This is a genomic window from Nostoc sp. UIC 10630 (assembly GCF_010747425.1).
In the GTDB taxonomy this organism is placed as follows: Bacteria; Cyanobacteriota; Cyanobacteriia; order Cyanobacteriales; family Nostocaceae; genus Nostoc.
The window spans coordinates 1-18292 of record NZ_JAAGOG010000165.1; the positions used below are offsets into that span (position 1 = coordinate 1).

At 42.0% G+C, this 18292-nt stretch carries 11 protein-coding genes; 3 read left to right on the top strand and 8 right to left on the bottom strand.

Annotated features, from left to right (window positions below):
- Window positions 1-611: 611 nt before the first annotated feature.
- The gene (gene mtnA, locus G1O98_RS28520; RefSeq protein WP_163935198.1) at window positions 612-1691 is read right to left on the bottom strand and encodes an S-methyl-5-thioribose-1-phosphate isomerase; all 1080 of its coding nucleotides are present in this window, start codon (window positions 1689-1691) and stop codon (window positions 612-614) included.
- Window positions 1692-2365: 674 nt separating this feature from the next.
- Here mtnA and G1O98_RS28525 point away from each other — a divergent pair.
- From G1O98_RS28525 to G1O98_RS28535, 3 genes are all read left to right on the top strand, one after another.
- Complete coding sequence (locus G1O98_RS28525) at window positions 2366-3373, top strand: DUF2235 domain-containing protein (RefSeq protein ID WP_163935201.1); 1008 nt, start codon at window positions 2366-2368, stop codon at window positions 3371-3373.
- A gap of 82 nt (window positions 3374-3455) precedes the next feature.
- Window positions 3456-5084, top strand: a complete 1629-nt coding sequence (locus tag G1O98_RS28530; RefSeq protein WP_163935204.1) for a peroxidase family protein — start codon at window positions 3456-3458, stop codon at window positions 5082-5084.
- Entirely contained in the window at window positions 5074-6354 is a 1281-nt protein-coding gene (locus G1O98_RS28535; RefSeq protein ID WP_243458567.1) for a catalase, read from the top strand. Before G1O98_RS28530 ends, G1O98_RS28535 begins: the two co-directional genes overlap by 11 nt.
- A gap of 116 nt (window positions 6355-6470) precedes the next feature.
- Here G1O98_RS28535 and G1O98_RS40260 read toward each other — a convergent pair whose 3' ends face one another.
- The 7 genes from G1O98_RS40260 to G1O98_RS28570 all read right to left on the bottom strand — a co-directional run.
- Window positions 6471-10928: a PAS domain-containing protein gene (locus G1O98_RS40260; protein ID WP_163935207.1), complete on the bottom strand. Its 4458-nt coding sequence runs from the start codon at window positions 10926-10928 to the stop codon at window positions 6471-6473.
- A 650-nt stretch (window positions 10929-11578) separates the two neighbouring features.
- Complete coding sequence (dxs, locus tag G1O98_RS28545) at window positions 11579-13486, bottom strand: 1-deoxy-D-xylulose-5-phosphate synthase (protein ID WP_163935210.1); 1908 nt, start codon at window positions 13484-13486, stop codon at window positions 11579-11581.
- A 669-nt stretch (window positions 13487-14155) separates the two neighbouring features.
- Window positions 14156-14602, bottom strand: coding sequence for a hypothetical protein (locus G1O98_RS28550; protein ID WP_163935213.1), 447 nt, complete (start codon window positions 14600-14602; stop codon window positions 14156-14158).
- A gap of 239 nt (window positions 14603-14841) precedes the next feature.
- Window positions 14842-15804: an aldo/keto reductase gene (locus G1O98_RS28555; protein WP_163935216.1), complete on the bottom strand. Its 963-nt coding sequence runs from the start codon at window positions 15802-15804 to the stop codon at window positions 14842-14844.
- 378 nt (window positions 15805-16182) lie between these two features.
- The gene (locus tag G1O98_RS28560; RefSeq protein ID WP_163935219.1) at window positions 16183-16488 is read right to left on the bottom strand and encodes a DUF4090 family protein; all 306 of its coding nucleotides are present in this window, start codon (window positions 16486-16488) and stop codon (window positions 16183-16185) included.
- 352 nt (window positions 16489-16840) lie between these two features.
- Window positions 16841-17095 (bottom strand): hypothetical protein, encoded by a 255-nt coding sequence (locus G1O98_RS28565; protein ID WP_163935222.1) that lies wholly within the window; start codon window positions 17093-17095, stop codon window positions 16841-16843.
- Window positions 17096-17167: 72 nt separating this feature from the next.
- The coding region (locus G1O98_RS28570) for a phosphoenolpyruvate carboxylase (RefSeq protein ID WP_163935225.1) at window positions 17168-18292 on the bottom strand (1125 nt) is incomplete at its 5' end.

Here is an 18292-nt window from a genome sequence, read left to right on the forward strand (position 1 = left end):
TAACCCCCCTTAAAAAGGGGGGAAATTTCTTCAAGTCCCCCTTTTTAAGGGGGATTTAGGGGGATCAGATGATTTGTCTGTACACCGTAGCCTTTACAAGGGGAGATTAAGGGGGGTGATTTGACTTAACACCGAAATCAGAAAGCGAACTGGGGTTTGAGTAAGTCAAATGGCATTTTGAGAAAGCAAAAGCTGATTTTACTTGCGGAAAACACCAAAATGAGAAAGCAAACTGGGGTTTGAGAAAGCAAAAGCTGATTTTACTTGCGGAAAACACCAAAATGAGAAAGTAAACTGGGGTTTGAGAAAGTCAAAGCTGATTTTACTTGCGGAAAATACCAAAATGAGAAAGCAAACTGGGGTTTGAGAAAGTCAAAGCTTCTTTTGAAAAAGTAATTGCGGATTTTGCTTATTGAATTTAGTCAAAATATGAAGTTTAGATAAAATTATTGAAAAAATTGCTGATAAATTTTGATCCCTTAGATTTTAAAGTAGTCAAAAAACAAAATCCCCGGCTTTTCTAAAAAGTCGGAGATTTTTTTGGGGCAATCCCCTATAAAGTTTCCGTTATTCGGATTTAGAGTTATCGAGAACTCGGCGCAAGTTCTCCATTAATTCGGATTTAAGTCAATCGGTAATTGCTTTAGCTGTAATTTCACCAATTCCTCAGGTGCGATCGCTCCATTCTCTGTAATGATGGCTGTAATCAACTCAGCCGGAGTCACATCAAAAGCTGGGTTGTAAAAATCGACACCTTCAGGTGTGAGAATAGTATCCCCGACTTGATATATTTCTGTTGGATCGCGTTCTTCAATTGGAATTTTGCTGCCATCGGCCAATTCAAAATCAACGGTGGAAAGGGGTGCAGCCACAAAGAAGGGGATATTATGTGCCTTAGCTGCGATCGCAACACTATATGTACCAATTTTATTAGCAGTGTCGCCATTAGCAGCAATGCGATCGGCACCCACAACTACAGCATGAATCAAACCCTGTTTCATACAATGGGCTGCCATATTATCAGTAATTAATGTCACTGGAATACCTTCTTGCACACATTCCCAAGTGGTGAGTTTTGCGCCTTGTAAGCGGGGACGGGTTTCGTCGGCAAATAAACGCTCTAAACGTCCTTCCCTCCAAGCGGAACGCACGACACCTAAAGCTGTACCATAACCAGCCGTAGCTAGCGCCCCAGCGTTGCAGTGAGTAAGTAGCGTCAGCTTTTCTGGAGTAGTGGGCAAAACTGCCAAACCATTGTCGCCGATCGCTTGGCAGGTTTGCAAATCTTCAACGTTGATTGCTTGGGCTGTTTGGAAAAGGGTTTGCTTAATGTCTTCAACAGTTCCCAACGTTTTCTTGGCAACTTTCATCATCCGGCTGATTGCCCAAAATAAATTTACCGCCGTCGGACGAGTAGAACGCAACAACTGAGCAACTTTATCTAAGTTTTGCAAAAATTCGGTGCGATCGCTAGTTTCAATTTCCCTTGCGCCAAGATACATTCCATAAGCCGCAGCTACACCAATTGCAGGCGCACCTCGGACAATCATAGTTTTAATCGCGCGCGCCATATCTTCACTGCGGTGGATTTCCACAAATGTATATTCGTTGGGTAAGCGCGTTTGGTCAATTAGTGACACCGATTCATTGTGCCAAATAACGGGATAAACGTGGTTTGTAGAAAGTGTCATAGAAAAACGTAGTTAGTGGATAAGTAAGTCGGCGCTAATATTTCAAGCTATGTTAAGAAATTTAACTGTAGGGTGTGTTGTCGCGCAGCGCAACGCATCGTCAAGAATTTAAGATGGCATAACACGACGCTAGTTTGCTCAAGTCGGGAGACCCGCAATACGGTTCGGTTAAAGGGTAAAGGGGAAAGGGACTCATGTTTTGAATACATCCTTTCCCCTTTACCCCTTACCCTTTACCCAGACCACAAGGAAAGTGAAAAATGCTTATCCGAACCGTATTGGGGAGACCCGCCCACGCAACTGTCTCCCCTACAGACAATTTATATTTATTCATATACATTGAATTTTCTCGCCGAATTACTTAAGCAATATTTTTTACTTTAATGCACCTTGATGATTTCATTTTAAAAACTAAAATTCAATTATTAAATATTTTTAGTTTTTTGATGATTTTGCGGCATAGATAATTACTTAATATTTATTTAATTAATTTCTTCCTTAACTGTCTTAACTGTCCTTGCATTCTCATTATAAAAGTGAGAGTATATTTCGCTAAAGCATTTAAAAAACTAAATATATAGTTAATATCAAAAATGCTTTTGCCCTAACTTTATGCAAAAGTCACATTTTAATAAAAAGTTGATCTAATTCCTCAAAGGATTTGAAATAAAACTATGAAACGTCTTGTTATTTGCTGTGATGGAACCTGGCAACAATTAACAAGTGCTTACCCTAGCAATGTGGTTAAGTTAGCTCAATCGGTAAAACCGATGGCTAGTGACGGGGTTGCACAAATCGTATTTTATGACGAGGGGGTTGGAGCCGAGGGTCAAAAGGTTTTAGGGGGAGCTACCGGACTAGGAATCGATAGAAATATAGAAGATGGCTACCGATTTCTGAGCCTCAACTATGTTCCTGGTGACGAAATCTATCTGTTCGGTTTCAGTCGTGGTGCTTACACAGTTAGAAGTTTAGCGGGGATGATCTATTGCTCCGGTCTTCTAGACCGTCCCCATGTCACCAAAGCCCATGAAGCTTATGAGCTTTACCGTAAACGAGGTGTTAAACCAAAAGATCAGGAAGCTGTGGAATACCGTCAAGCTTACGGCGATCGCGTTCCTATCTCCTTGCTAGGTTGTTTTGACACCGTTGGGGCCCTTGGTATTCCTGGGATACCCGCTTTTAGCAAGTTGAACGAGCAACTGAATAAGCGTTACAGATTCCATGACACTACTTTAAACAAATGTGTTCAGAATGCCTTGCACGCGGTGGCGATCGACGAAATTCGTGAAGTCTTTGATGTCACGCCCATGAAAAAGCATCCTGATGCTGAAAATCAAAGAGTGATTCAAAAGTGGTTCCCTGGTGGACACGGCTGCGTTGGTGGTGGAACTGAAGAACATAGTGGGTTATCAGATGCTGCCTTACAGTGGATGATTGATTCCATTGGTGAGATGCAATTGGGGCTTGACTTCGATATAAGTGTGATTCCTACAGGTATTAACCCCAATTATGAATGTAACTTTAAAAACGACGCTGGATTCTTTAAATTAGCAGGAATCAAGTTTCGTGAGGTCAGCGATGTCATTGAAGACCTTCATGAAAGCACAATTAACCGTTTGAAAAATCGCAAAGACTATCGACCTAAAAATCTACAAAAGATTATTTCCAAGCTGAAATAAGTCGAATTAATTTGAGTAATCAAAGTAGATAAATTTAGACTGCATCGAATACAGAATTGGAAAACAGAAGGAAGAAATAATTATGGCTGGAAAAAGAGATACATCCAAAGACGGGTTAGGTAACAAACTTCAAACATTAGTTTTAACAAACTTTAAGCCGATTTGGAAACTTCTCCAAAGTAACAAATCTATTGCACGTAAAGTTAATAAAACTCTGCTTAACAGTCTCATCTATAAAATTCCAACTCGTCCTAATCCCTACAGCATGATGACTCTGGATGAGCATATTCCTGATACTAATATTCCTAAGAAAACTGATACTTATACTTCCTGGGAATCTCTCAACGATCGCACTTATACAGGAAGGCATCTACCACCCGATCCCAAGTTAAACGCTGAGGGTAATCTACCCAAAGTTGAAGACTTAGCTATTTTATTCCGTAAAAGAGACGGTAAAACTATTTATTCTGGCAAATCAACCATGCTGTTTCCCTATTGGGTGCAGTGGTTTACAGATAGCTTTCTTCGCCTTAATCACTACAATAAACTAAAAAATACTTCCAACCATGAAATTGATTTGTGTAATGTTTATGGTTTAACCAGAAAACAAACACATCTTTTAAGAAGTTTTCAAGGAGGTAAATTAAAGACTCAGAAACTCAAACGCCAAGATGGTGTAGAAGAAGAATATCCTTTATTCTATTATGCCGATCCAGCACAGGATAAGGTTAAACCTGAATTTGAGGGACTTTATGAACCCATTAATGATGAAAAAAGACAGCACGTAGACAAAAAACAATATATGTTTGCGATGGGAGTAGAACGAGCAAACGTACAAATTGGCTATGTAATGCTCAATACTCTATGTTTCCGGGAACATAATCGTCTTTGTGATGAATTAGCACGCAATTATCCAGATTGGGATGATGAACGCCTCTTCCAAACATCGAGAAATATTCTCATGGCGATTATTTTAAAAATCATCATGGAAGAGTACATTAACCACATCACTCCTTATCACTTTAAGTTGTTTGCCGATCCAGAAGCTTTTACAAAGGAAAGTTGGCATCGTCCCAACTATATGGCAATTGAGTTTGACTTTGTTTATCGCTGGCATAGTGCGATTCCAGAAACGTTTAACTATAACGGTAAACCAACGCATATTGTTACATCTCTTTGGAACAATAAGATGTTTATTGACCAAGGTTTGGGGGCATTGATGGAAGAAACTTGTTCTCAACCAGGTACAAAAATTGGTTTATTCAATACCCCTGATATATTGGTGGAATTAACCGAGTTACCCTCAATCAGACTGGGACGACAACTGCAATTGGCAAGCTACAACGATTATCGGGAATTGTGTGGTTTCCCCAGAGTGACTAGATTTGAGCAAGTTACTGGCAATGAATTTGCTCAACAAAAACTCAAAGAATTATATGGTCATGTTGATAAGATTGAGTTCTTTGTGGGGCTTTATGCCGAAGATGGACGCGAGAATTCAACTATCCCTGCTTTAGTAGCACGCTTAATTGGGATTGATGCCTTCTCTCAGGCACTAACCAATCCTTTACTATCACCCAATATCTTCAATAAAGAAACTTTTTCTCCTGTGGGTTGGGAAATTCTTCAGAATACCAACACAGTCTCAGATTTAGTGAATCGCAACGTTCCTCCATCAGGTAAGAAGTATAAAGTTACTTTTGACCTTTAAAGAGATTGCAAGATTCTACATCAGCTTTGAGTGCGATCGCTTTCGCAAATTAGCGATCGCCATATTATTAAATCTACCTGTAAAAAAAATGAAGCTTTTTACCGAATATCCCGAAAAAGACGAACTCAAATATTGCGATCTCATGAGTGAGTTAGTCAAAAAGAACATGGAAAATCTTTACGGAGGTAAGAAGAAAAAAACTGCAAAAAGAGATACCCATTCTAAAACCCACGCTGCTGTTCAAGGAACTCTAGAAATCTTTGACTTTGATGAAGCCGCAATTAAGCAGGAATTGAGCAAACGCACCTCATTATCTGAAGCGGAACTTTCTGCCATTTCCCTCAAACAAGGTTTATTTGCCACACCAAAACAATATCCAGTTTGGTTACGATTTGCCAATGGTGCGTTTTCAGTCAAGAATGACTATGAAGGAGATACGCGCTCCATGGCCGTAAAAGTGATCGGCGTAGAAGGAGAACGACTATCGCAAAGTCACGAGTTAAAAACTCAAGATATTATTACCCACAATACCGAATTCTTTTTTGTTAGAACCATCAAAGACTTCCACAGCTTCTTTTTGACGGTTTATCGAGCAGGTCTGTTTCCGCTTTTTAAGCTGTTGGTGCTTTTTTGGCTAAAGTTGCATCCCTACGAATCCACTCTTTTACAAACTAGTTTCAAACGTTTTCCCAAGAGTTTACTTAAAGAACGTTATTGGAGTGCTTCAGCGTTTTCTGTAGGACTCAAATCTGGTTTTGATCCATCTCAACCAGGTCGAGTTCCTGTGGAATATCCAGCTGTAATTAAATATGGATTTACTCCGGTTTCCAGTCAATCACCTCATCAACAACTTCCTTTTGAGTCGAGATCAGAAAGTGAGCTAAGAAAAGCCAAAGCATCAGGTTCAGAGGACAACTACTACCGAGAGGATATCATTCAAGCTTTAGCAAAGCCTGATGCTGAGTACTATTGGGACTTTCAAATCCAATTTCAAACCAGCCCAGAGATGTCTATTGATGATACAACCATTGTTTGGAATGAAGAGGAATCACCTTTCTTTACAGTTGGCCGCTTAACAATTAAGCATCAAAAGGTTAATTCTCCCCAAGAAAATGACTTTGGAGAAAATCTCAGTTTTTCTCCTGGGAATGGTCTAGCAGTGCATCGTCCTGTCGGTGCGATCAATCGGTTACGCAGCATTGTTTATCCTATTGTTGCTAATGACCGTCATCAAAAACGAGGAGTCAAATACCAGGAACCAACTGTCTGATTTTTTAAGCAATGACAAAATGCTGTGATTTCGAGGCTTGACTTAAAGTGACTTTAACTAGGGCGTGTTTTAAAACTATAGCCAATCTAAGGAAGAGAAGCAGCTACGGGAATAGGCTATATTTTCCCCAATGGGCGAGGTACTGCAATGCCATATCCCTGTGCGTAATCAATTCCTAGTGCCGTAATTCGCTCTAAAATAGCGTCATTCTCCACAAACTCAGCAATCGTCTGAATACCCATGACACTGCTAATACGCGTGATTGCTGTCACGATCGCATTATCCACAGGATTCTCGACAATGTTACGAATAAAACTGCCATCAATTTTGAGGTAATCTACAGGCAGAGACTTGAGATAGGCAAAGGACGACATCCCTGCCCCAAAATCGTCCAATGCGAAGCGACAGCCCATCCGTTGAAGTTTTTGAATGAACTGCCTGGCTTTGAGCAGATTGGCGATCGCCACGGTCTCGGTAATTTCAAAGCAAATGCACTGGGGTGAGATGGGGTATAGGGTAAACTGCTCATACAGAAAGTCAATGAACAGATCGTCGTTGATGCTAGAACCAGAAAGGTTAATTGCATAGATGCTTTTTTTATTGTCAACGACCCTTGTCCAATTACTGAACAGAGTCCGAATCACCCACCGATCGATCAGGTGCATCAAGTTGTAGCGTTCTGCTGCTGGAATAAATGCCATCGGCAGCACTAATTTTCCCTGCTCATCCCGAAGCCGTAGCAGCACTTCATAATAGTCGCCGTTTTGCTCTGTCGGGGTAATAGCGGCAATCCTTTGAACATAAAGACAAAACCAATCACTTTCCAAAGCCTGAGAAATACGGCTGGCCCACTGCATCTGACCGCGCTGTTGCAGTCGCTCCTGGTCGTCAGTCTGAGCAACGTACACGCGATTCCGCCCGCGGTTCTTGGCGGTATAGCAAGCCGCGTCAGCCGTGCTGATAATCTCTGCAAGGCTCTTGCTATTCGTGTCGATATCGACCAAGCCAATACTTACTCCAATTGAGAATACCTGCTCTTGCCAAACAAACCGGAACTCTTGAACACATGAAAGCAGATTGTTGGCAACTCGTAAAGCTTCCTCTAATGTACACTGAGTGAGTAATACGCCAAATTCATCGCCGCCTAAGCGTGCGAGTGTGTCAGTTTTCCGAATCTTCTCCTGCAATAAGACAGTAATTTGACGCAGTAATTCGTCTCCAGCCACATGACCACAGGTATCATTTACGATTTTGAAGTGATCGAGATCCAAATAGCACAACCCATAAACCTGGTAGTCTAAAGAAGCAAGGTGCAATGCTTGTTCAACCCGCCGCTCAAACTCCTGGCGATTCACCAATCCGGTTAAGGCATCATGGCTTGCCTGCCAGGATAGCTGACGCGAAAGCAAGCGGTTCTGAGTCACGTCATGAAACACCATAACCGCGCCAATAACTTCTCCCTCACGATTGCGAATGGGCGCGGCGGAATCTTGAATTGCAATCTCTTGATCGTTCTCAGTAATTAAGACGGTATGGTTTGCTAAACTCACAATTCGATTTTCTTTTAACGCTTGCTCAATTGGGTTCTGAACTACCTCCCGTGTCGTTTCATGCACAATTCTCAAGACTTCTTTTAACGGCAACCCTTGTGCAGATGCTTCACTATATCCGAGCAGAGATTCTGCAATGGGATTGAGGTATTGAATCCTGCTAAACGCATCTGTGGTAATAACTGCATCTCCAATCGATTGCAACGTCACCTGAGCTAATTCTTTTTCTTGAAAAAGTGTTTCTTCAATTTGCTTCAGGGCTGTGATATCGCGTCCCACTGATTGAAATTCGATAAAGCATCCTTGCTCGTCAAACAGCATTCGGTTATGCCACTGAGTCCAACGCACTTTATTTGCCACAACGACGCGATTCTCAATGATCGCAACAGGATTATCGACACTAATTGAAGCGACTAATTGAACAACTCGCTCCCGATCTTCCTCAAAGATAATAGGTTGATAGCGGCTGCCGATCATTTCCTCTGGCGATTGTCCAAAATAAACTGCATAAGCTTGGTTGACAAACGTAAGTGTACCGTCTGGTAAATATCGGGCAATGAGTTCAGTCTGATCTTCGACAATGGCACGGTAGCGAATCTCACTTTCTTTCAGAGCAATTTCTGCTTGCTTGCGATCGCTAATATCAATCACCACACCCAACATCCGCACAGGTTTACCTGCTTCGTTGTAAATACTGCGTCCTTTTCCAACCAACCAGCGCACTTTGCCATCAGGATGAATCACTCGATATTCAGCTTCATAATTAGTATTCTGAGTTGTGGCGTTGAATAGAGCCTGTTCAACTCGCTCAACATCCTCTGGATGAATAGCATTGCGCCATACCTGGTATTTAGCTGATGATGTTTCTGGTTCTAACCCTAACAAGCGAAAGTGGTTGTCGTTCCAGATGACTGCCCCATCAAGCAAATTCCAAGCCCAACTACCGATATGGTTAAATTCCATCGTCAGCCTGAGTTGTTCTTCACTTTTGGCTAAGGCTACTTCTGCTCGTTGGCGTTTTTCTTCGATCCGCTTCTTGGGGCTGATATCCGTAACTCGTAACAAATTCATCACTCGGTCAGCAACCCCAATTTGTTTGATTGCTATGTTTCCCCAAAAGCAATTGCCCTGCTTGGTGAAGTATTCAATTTCATGACTCCACAACCTTTGCTGGTTAATTTCTTCGACAATGCTGGTTAGTTCATCAGAAGTAAACTGCTCTTTTTGTAAAGTATGACCTTCAATACCAATGAGTTCAGCTTTGCTTGAAGCTGCAAATAGTTCTACTGCACGATTATTACAGTCAATGGTCAGTAACGTTTCTGTATCTACCAAAAAGAGCGCATCAGCGGATTCGTTAAAGACAGCTTCTAGCAAATCGCGGTTTTTGCTGATTTCTAACTCGCTTTCTTTACGTTCTGTAATATCTAGAATAGCTCCATACAGTCTAATGGTCTTACCTTGAGTATCATAAGCTACCTCTGCTCTTGATTCCAGGTAGCGCAATGAGCCATCAGGTCGGACAATGCGATATTCAAGATTGAAAGGGTTGCCATTGGCGATCGCTTGGAGTAAATGCCTCTGCAACACTGGTCGGTCTTCTGGGTGAAGCATTTGGAGAAATGTAGCCTGCGTCGGTACTGATTCAGCAGGATTTAGACCGAAAATGCGGAAGGTTTCGGCTGACCAAATTTGTTTCTCAGACCCTAAGTGCCATTCCCAACTGCCCAGATGGGAAATCTTTTGAGCAGTAGCTAGCAGCGTTTCACTGCGTCGGAGTTCTTCCTCGGCTTGTTTGCGTTTGTTGAGTGCGGCTTGCCGTTCTGTAACATCTTGGGCAGTCCCATAAAGGCGAATTACTTTTCCATCCGCGTTGAATTCTGCATGTCCAATCCCCTCAATATAAATAGTAGACCCGTAAATTGGAGATGCGCGCAGAATGAGTTTGTAAGATTCGCCAGTTGACATTGCCCGCTCAGTAGCTTGGGCTAATTTTCCTGCGTCTTCTGCCCAGTACAGTTGCAGATTTTCCTGGTAGTTTGGCTCTGATTGGGCTGGATCACGATTAAAGAGGTCGAAAAGCTGCTTTGACCAAGTAATTTTGCTAGTGGCAAGATCAAACTCCCAATTACCCAGGCGAGCAACTCGCTGAGATTCTTCTAATAAGGTTTTACTCTTGCGTAGTGTTTCTTCAGCACGTTTGAGGTCAGTGACATCCACCACCAGCCCATCCCAAACCGGACTACCATCTTGCAACTGGCGTGGCGTAGAACGAAAATGGAGCCATTTAAGTTGAGCGCTGGGCGTTTGGATTCGCAGTTGTATATCAAGCACTGAGAGATTCCGCCGCGATTTCTTGATTGCTGCCAACAGGAGTGCTGCGTCCTCTGGGATAAACTGGCGATAGAGCAAACTTGAATCTTTCAGTACGTCTTCTACTCTGACTTCCATCAGTCTTTCAATCCCCGCGCTTATATAGTCAAAGCGATCGCTACCATCCACTTCACGAATTACCTTATAAATTGCCCCATTGGGCAGATTATCGCTAATTCGCCGCAACATAGCTTCACGCTCTTGTAGTGCAAGTTCTGCCTGTTTGCGTATGCTGATTTCCCGTTCCAATTCTCGATTGGCTGCCTCCAGTTGTGCAGAACTGGGGAGAGCAAGTGCTTTTGGTATCAAAGGTATAAGTTCAGAAGCTGTATACAGTGAAACTATGGCTGTAATAGCTTTGATGCACCCACTCAACCAATAAGTTGGATACCATAGCGTCCAAATGTCCATCAGGTGGGTAGTACCACAAGTAATAATGAATGTTGCAAATAGCAGAAATATCCACTTGAAAGGAAAGTCTTGGCGTTTGCGGACAAAATAAACTAGCGCGATCGGAATGGAATAATAAGCAAGTGCAATTAAACTGTCGGATACAACATGCAACCCCACTAATTCTGATTTCCAAAGATAGCAATGACCGTGGGGAATAAACTGTTTGTAAGCAAAAAGGCTTTTCAAGAATTCCAGCATTAAGTTGTCTCAAACCCAAATTGTCTAAATTATATAGTTGCCAAGTATACTTATTCTTTGTCCGAAATTATGACAATATTATTTAATTCTACGTGTACAAAAAACAAAAATTTTATTGGGATAATTAGTAATATTTAGGACTTTTTTTGGTCTAAGTGCTTTTTACTTACGGGTACAACCGTGCAAGCAAGTTACTCAACATTGGCTACAGCTTAACCTCATAAACAGAGATTTTGAGCTAATTAACAAATTTTTTTCTGAGTTAATTTGTTACTTGCCTTTATTTATACAAGCATGCCATTTTAATAGCGAAACGTTGGTTGAACTCTATATAAAAGTTACATCAGTCACATCAAAATATATATTCAATCTAAAATTTTATGTCAAGTTTGAAACGCTGCTATCTGCGTGACTCAAAGATATACTGCTAAATTTCTGGTCATTCCACGATTAGGAGATGCCTTTGGCAAAAGAAAAATGAACTAGGCTAAAACCCTTATACCTATGGCAAGATTGCCTATTGCCTTATCCCAACGATAATTATTTACGCCCACTTAACTTAGTTAAGTAGGAAAGTTTTCCTAAATTCAATCTAGCGATCGCCCACACTTGTGACTCAGGTGTGGGCGATTCATTCTACTAAGAATTAACTAAACCACAGCAGATACTTGCTGCTTAAAGAAAGCTTGCAAAACTCTTTCTGCTATTTGATGACTAGTTAAACCTAGTTCTGTTTTAGATTCATTAGGTTCAGCATGATCTACTAACACATCTGGTACACCGAATCGCTTGACAGGAACTAGAATATCTGCATCCATTAAGGCTTCTGCGATCGCAGAACCAAAGCCACCCATCACACACCCTTCTTCTAAGGTGATGACGCGGCCGATTTTTTTAGCTAAAGGCAAAATCAACTCGGTATCCAAAGGCTTAACGAAACGCGCATTGATCACAGTTGCCTCAATCCCATGTTCGCTGAGAATTTCGGCAGCTTGCATCCCTGGATAAACCATTGTGCCATAAGCAACGATTAACACGTCATCGCCAGTGCGGAGAATTTCGCCTTTGCCGATTTCCAAAGGTTCCCAACCTTCCTCCATCAGGGGAACGCCGTAGCCATTGCCACGAGGGTAGCGCATAGCGATGGGGCCACTGGTATGTTCAACACCAGTTACTACCATGCGTTGCAGTTCTGCTTCATCTTTGGGTGCCATGATGACGATGTTGGGGATACAACGCAGATAAGCGATGTCATACATACCTTGGTGGGTGGGGCCATCAGATCCAACAATTCCTGCCCTATCTAAGCAGAAGAATACTGGCAGATTTTGGATGCAGACATCGTGAATTATCTGGTCATAAGCGCGTTGCAGGAAGGTAGAATAAATGGCAGCTATGGGGCGCATTCCTTGAGTTGCAAGTCCTGCTGCTAAAGTGATTGCATGTTGTTCAGCAATGCCGACATCAACATATTGATTGGGCAGTTTGGCTTGAAGTTTATCTAAGCCTGTCCCCGTTGCCATAGCCGCAGTAATCCCAACGATTTTGGGGTTTTGTTCGGCAAGTTTTACCAGAGTGTGAGAAAAGACTTTGGCATAAGCTGGGGGTTTGGGTTTATTAGAAGGAATAGCTTTGCCAGTTGCAACGTTAAAGGGGCTTTGGGCGTGGTAGCCAACTTGATCTAGTTCAGCAATTTCATAGCCTTTGCCTTTCACTGTTGCCACATGTACTAAAACAGGGCCTTGTATCTGATGTGCCTGTTGGAAGGTGGCAATCAATTCTTCGAGATTATGCCCATCTACTGGCCCAATGTAGGTAAAGCCAAGTTCTTCAAACACTGCCCCTACCTTGGGAACAGCCAAACGTTTCATACCTTCTTTGATGCGTCCTAGTTCGGGAGACAGAGATTCACCCACGAAGGGAATTTGCTTAAATTGTTCCTCAAGATTATCTTTAATAAATTGCACCGGTTGGCTGAGGCGCATTTTGTTGAGATAGCGGGGAATCGCGCCGACGTTGCGAGATATAGACATGTCGTTGTCGTTGAGAACAACCAACAGGTTAGTTTTCGGCATGTGTCCCGCATGGTTGATGGCTTCTAATGCCATACCTCCAGTCAGTGCCCCATCCCCAATAACAGCGACGGCTTTAAATTTTTCGCCTTTCAAGTCTCGCGCTAAAGCCATGCCTAATGCTGCTGAAATACTTGTAGAAGCATGTCCAGCGCCAAAGTGATCAAATTTGTTTTCGCAGAGTTTGAGATAACCTGCAACTCCGTCCTTTTGTCTGAGGGTGTGGAAGCGATCGTAACGTCCTGTAAGAAGTTTGTGGGGATAAGCTTGGTGTCCTACATCCCAAATCACTTTATCCCGATCTAAATCCAGTGTTTGGTAAAGTCCTAGTGTTAATTCTACAACACCCAACCCTGGCCCCAAGTGTCCACCATTAACTGCTACGGTTTGGAGATGCTTATCTCGAATCTGACGGGCAATCTGTTGCAGTTGGCGAACAGATAAACCGTGCAACTGATTAGGATGGGTGATTTCGCTCAAGTGCATATTATAGTGTTTTCCTCTCTAATTTCACTTTTTCAGTATTTTGATTTTCCCACGGTAGGGTTGTCCACATAATCACACTCTTACATTGTTACTAAGTTGTAGCGGAAAGTATAACTTCGTAATTAATAATGGTGGAAAATTTGTTAACCATTAACAAATTGTCAAAATTAGGTTGCAATTACATAAAGCCATAGCACATTTGTCAATAAGTAATGCCACTTAAATAGACTACATGGTTTGTATAGAAAGTCAAGCTTTCAAAAGTGTATTGCGGAAATTCCTTAAATCGTTCGCTTGCTTTTGCCTTTTTAAGGGATTAAAAAAGAAAGTTAAATATCTTGTTTTCCAGATATACGATCAGTCTAATTGCTAGCAAACATTTAACAATTATTTTTTTCTTGTTCAGTAATATAGGAATCTGTTGGCATAGCCATACTTACTTGCGTGGTGCGCGAAGCGCAGTGCGATAGGCAGGCAAGAGGCAATAGGTAAAAAAGGCTTTTTAAGTTATACGGACGGAGTTTTTTCAAAAATCAAATATAAGTTCTATAGCAGCTAATTTTATCTGCGATCGCTAGTTTATCTAGGTGAAATAATCTTTGTAAACAAAAAAAAGATCCCCGACTTCTCAAAGAAGTCAGGGATCTAAGCATTTATCAAATAGGATTACTATTTGCCAAAAGCATCCTTGATATTATCAACAGTGCGCTCAACAACATTCTTTGTGTTGTCTACTGCTTCTTTAGTCCGAGATGCATCTTCGTTTGCTCTTTTCTGAATTGTAGCCGCATCTCTTTTTGCTTTGCGTTCAGCAAAACTACCACCGTCTGTTGCTTGGTCAACTTTATTGGCATTACTCTTGGCAGCATCCTTAACTTTATCTGCCGTATCGTCGATGAAATTTTTAGCTCGTCCAGCATCTTTACTGGTTTTTTCTTGAACTTTATCGCCTGCGTCTTTTGATGCGATCAAGGTTCCAGCAGGATCAGCCATTGCTGAAGTGTTTGAGAAAAATGCACCTTGCCAAACGAAAGCGATCGCTAACATACAAAACAGTGTGGTAGCCATCCAGCGTTTTACGGTGGAAAGCTGTTTTGTAAAATAATTTGATTTCATACAATACAATCTCATGTGATTTAGTATACTAAATCTACTTTATTTAGCTGATTCACCATATCGATCCCTAGATAGAAGTTCTTACATCATTAGTTATGAAAAGAATTCACTATTTTGATAGATTGAATTTTGAATAAAATTTTTTTGCTGCTAATCAAACACAGATTTTAGATATGGGCGATCGCGCTTGGGCAAAAGTTTGCGATCGCAATTACAGTCTAAAAAGTTTTAAAAAAGCATCATGCTGACATCAATTGCTGGAGGCGCTGTGGTTCTTCTCCTAGCCAATCTGGGTTTTGGGCAGTGCTATCAAAGATTGATGAAGTTTTGAAAGGCTCAAATTCGCCACGCGCTCCTGCTTCTGCTGTTTTTGCTAAGAGCGATCGCACTTGCTCGTCGTTCATTGGCTGGAAAGTCCGCACTGCTTCAAAAGCTTGCTCTAGAATCTCCATACTGTCAATTCCGGTAATCACAACCGATGTGGGCAGATTCAAAGCATAGTGTAAACACTCAATTGGCGTTACAGTATTTGACCGTAGAAGAATACCGTTTGCCATGCTTTTCATTCCCAGAATGCCGATGTTTTGTTTTACCAGTTCAGGCACAACCAGCTTCGCAAAGCTCCGATAGTGGGCATCCATTACATTAAGCGGCATTTGGACTGTATCAAATTTAAACCCGTAAGTGGCTGCAACTTCCAATGTATGCAGATGAATATATGGATCTTTGTGTCCAGTGAAACCAATGTATCGGAGTTTGCCAGCTGCTTTTGCCTCAATTAAGGCAGCATTTGCCCCTTCTTCGTCAAAAATTCGATTTGGGTCTTCGTATCGAAGAATTTCGTGGTGCTGAACGAGATCGATGCAATCAACTTGCAGGCGTTGGAGCGATTCGTCTAGCTGCTGTGCTGCTGCTTTTTTTGAGCGACCATCGATTTTCGTCATCAGGAAAACTTTATCGCGGTAGCGATCGCGCAGCGCTTTTCCCATACGAATCTCGCTGATTCCACCGTTGTAATCCCAACTGTTATCCATAAAGGTGATGCCGCGATCAATCGCTGTTCTCACTATTCGGATACCCAGTTGCTCATCAACGTGTTTCAAGCCGATGTGCCAACCACCCAATCCAATCGCAGAAACTTTCTCTCCTGTACTGCCGAGAACTCGACATAACATTTCTGAATTTGGCATAGTTCCTGACATGTGTTCTCCAAGTGTTTCAGCTGTTACTTAAGTAGATATAACTGTGTGCCAATTCAAACGCAAGTGAAAATTGACAATATCTTGCTGAAGATACACTTTTTGACGAGATTAGGAAAACATTCAAGAAGCCAAAATATCGATGGCAATTTGGGAGGTGTGAGGTAAATAGATTTTAGATTTTGGACTTTGGATTGACTCTACTGACAAACGGATATTTAAAAATCGGCAATCAATTTAACGTTAAACGAGCGTTTAAAAACCTCGTCTACACAGACTAAACCCACCTCCGTGGATTAAAACAAAACCTTAATTTTCTCTTAGTTTGCGGAGGCGGAGGAGAGTTTGTGTAGACGTAAATTTTATGTGCCCTGGCTATATTTATTTACCGCTATAAAAAAAGGCAATTTCTTTTTCTTTTAGGGGTGTGAAACCAGCATCTACAAGTAATTGGTCAAGTTCTGCTTGGGGAATGTGTTTTGCACCAATTCGCACAATGCGCGATCGCATAGTATTAGATACGCCACTGCGCTGTCTATTGCCTTCTAGCGCCATGACTTTACCATAGAGTTCTAATTTGGCAGGCGGAATGGGAGAACCATCAAAATCAATTCCCTGTGCGATCGCTTCATCAATAGCATCAGCACCCGTGGTAGTTTGATTCCCTGGGTTAGTTTCGGTAGGCATAGTGATTTGATTTGCTCTTCTTTGCTATGGGTAGATTTTACCAGCCTTGCTGACACCTTTCTCCTGCTGAGGGTTAATTGCAATTGTCTGAATCAAAAAACCTCTCCCTGGTTCAATACTTTTTGGTTAAGGGGGAAAGGGGAAGGGGAAAAGGGCTTGAATTTACTTTTACCCAACCCCAGTAACCTTTCCCCATATCAAAAGAGAGATTATTGAGTTTATCCAAAAAGGATTGCTCCCTGGTTTTACTAGGCAAAACCTTCCCTCTCCGATTCGGAGAGGGAAGACTTGAACTTTAGTTCAAAGCAGGGAGAGGTTCGTCTAACTCACGTTTAATTGAGTAGTCAACAGATTAATCACGAGCTTGTCGCGTTATCAAACCCCCAACAAACGCTCCTAAAATCGTTCCTGTCCATAGTCCTGTTGTGCTACCTTGCCATATTGCTCCTGGTGTCATCCAAGCGTTGCACATCACCTGGAAACCCCAAGATTGGTTTTGACATTTTTGGCTATGCAGCATTATGGTGATTTGCCCACTAGTGTAAGCACCAAAAAAACCTGATAATAGCGCCAAAAAAGTGCAAATTAAAATCCTGTTTTTTGTCATTAGTCATTGGTCATTGGTCATTAGTTCCTTATTCCCATTCCCCATTCCCCATTCCCCATTTCCCATTCCCAATCAACCTGTATTTCTCATTCCGGCTGCAATTCCATTAATAGTTAACAATGCACCTCGCAGTAACTCGCCTTTGCTGTAACGAGAATGGATGACTCCAGAAGTGGCATTAGTATTCATAGACTGGCGTAGGCGCTTGAGCAGGGAAACTTGGATAAATCCCAAGGGGACAATTGTGCCATTGCGTAACTGCACAGATCGTTGCAAGACAGGATCGCCATCTAACAGTTGATTGTGATCGGTGATTTTTAACACCAAATCTCTTGTGAGATAGAACTCGCTGGCAATTTGGTCAAAAACCTTGGCAAAACGAACTTGGTCTTCTGATTGTGACAATTCTTGAACGTAGTGATGTGCCATTTGCATATCTACTTTTGCCAAAGTCATCTCGGCTTTAGAAATCACCATCTTGAAAAAGGGCCACTTAACGTAAAAGTAGCGCATTAATTTCAAGTGTTCTTCTGGTTCTGCGTTCAAAAACTCTTGTAAAGCTGTGCCAACACCGTACCAGGAAGGAAGCAAAAAGCGGGTTTGCGTCCAGCTAAATACCCAAGGAATAGCTCGCAGACTGCTTAAATCTTTCTTACCAGATGGGCGACGGGCTGGACGAGAACTAATTTGTAGCTGGCTAATTTCTTCAATGGGGGTTACTTGGTGGAAAAAGTCAACAAAATCAGGCTGTTCGTAAATTAAAGCCCGATAATGTTGCCGCGATCGCGCTGCTAATTCTTCCATAATCTCATTCCAGGGTTCAATATCATCAAACCCTGTCCGCAGTAGACTCGCTTGAATCACAGCAGTGGTGATGGTTTCCATGTGGTACAAAGCCAAGTCCAACAAGGAGTATTTAGAAGCCAAAACTTCTCCTTGTTCGGTAATCTTGATTCGCCCATTGATACTATGACCCGGTTGAGCCAAAATTGCCTCGTAAGCAGGGCCACCACCTCGCCCTACAGAACCGCCGCGTCCGTGGAAAATCCGCAAATTTAGATCGTATTCTTCTGCTATTTGTTGCAGTGATTTTTGGGCTTTATGAATCTCCCAGTTGCTGCTTAAAAAACCAGAGTCTTTATTGCTGTCAGAATACCCCAGCATCACTTCTTGCAAGTTAGGGGTGAGGGGGGAGGG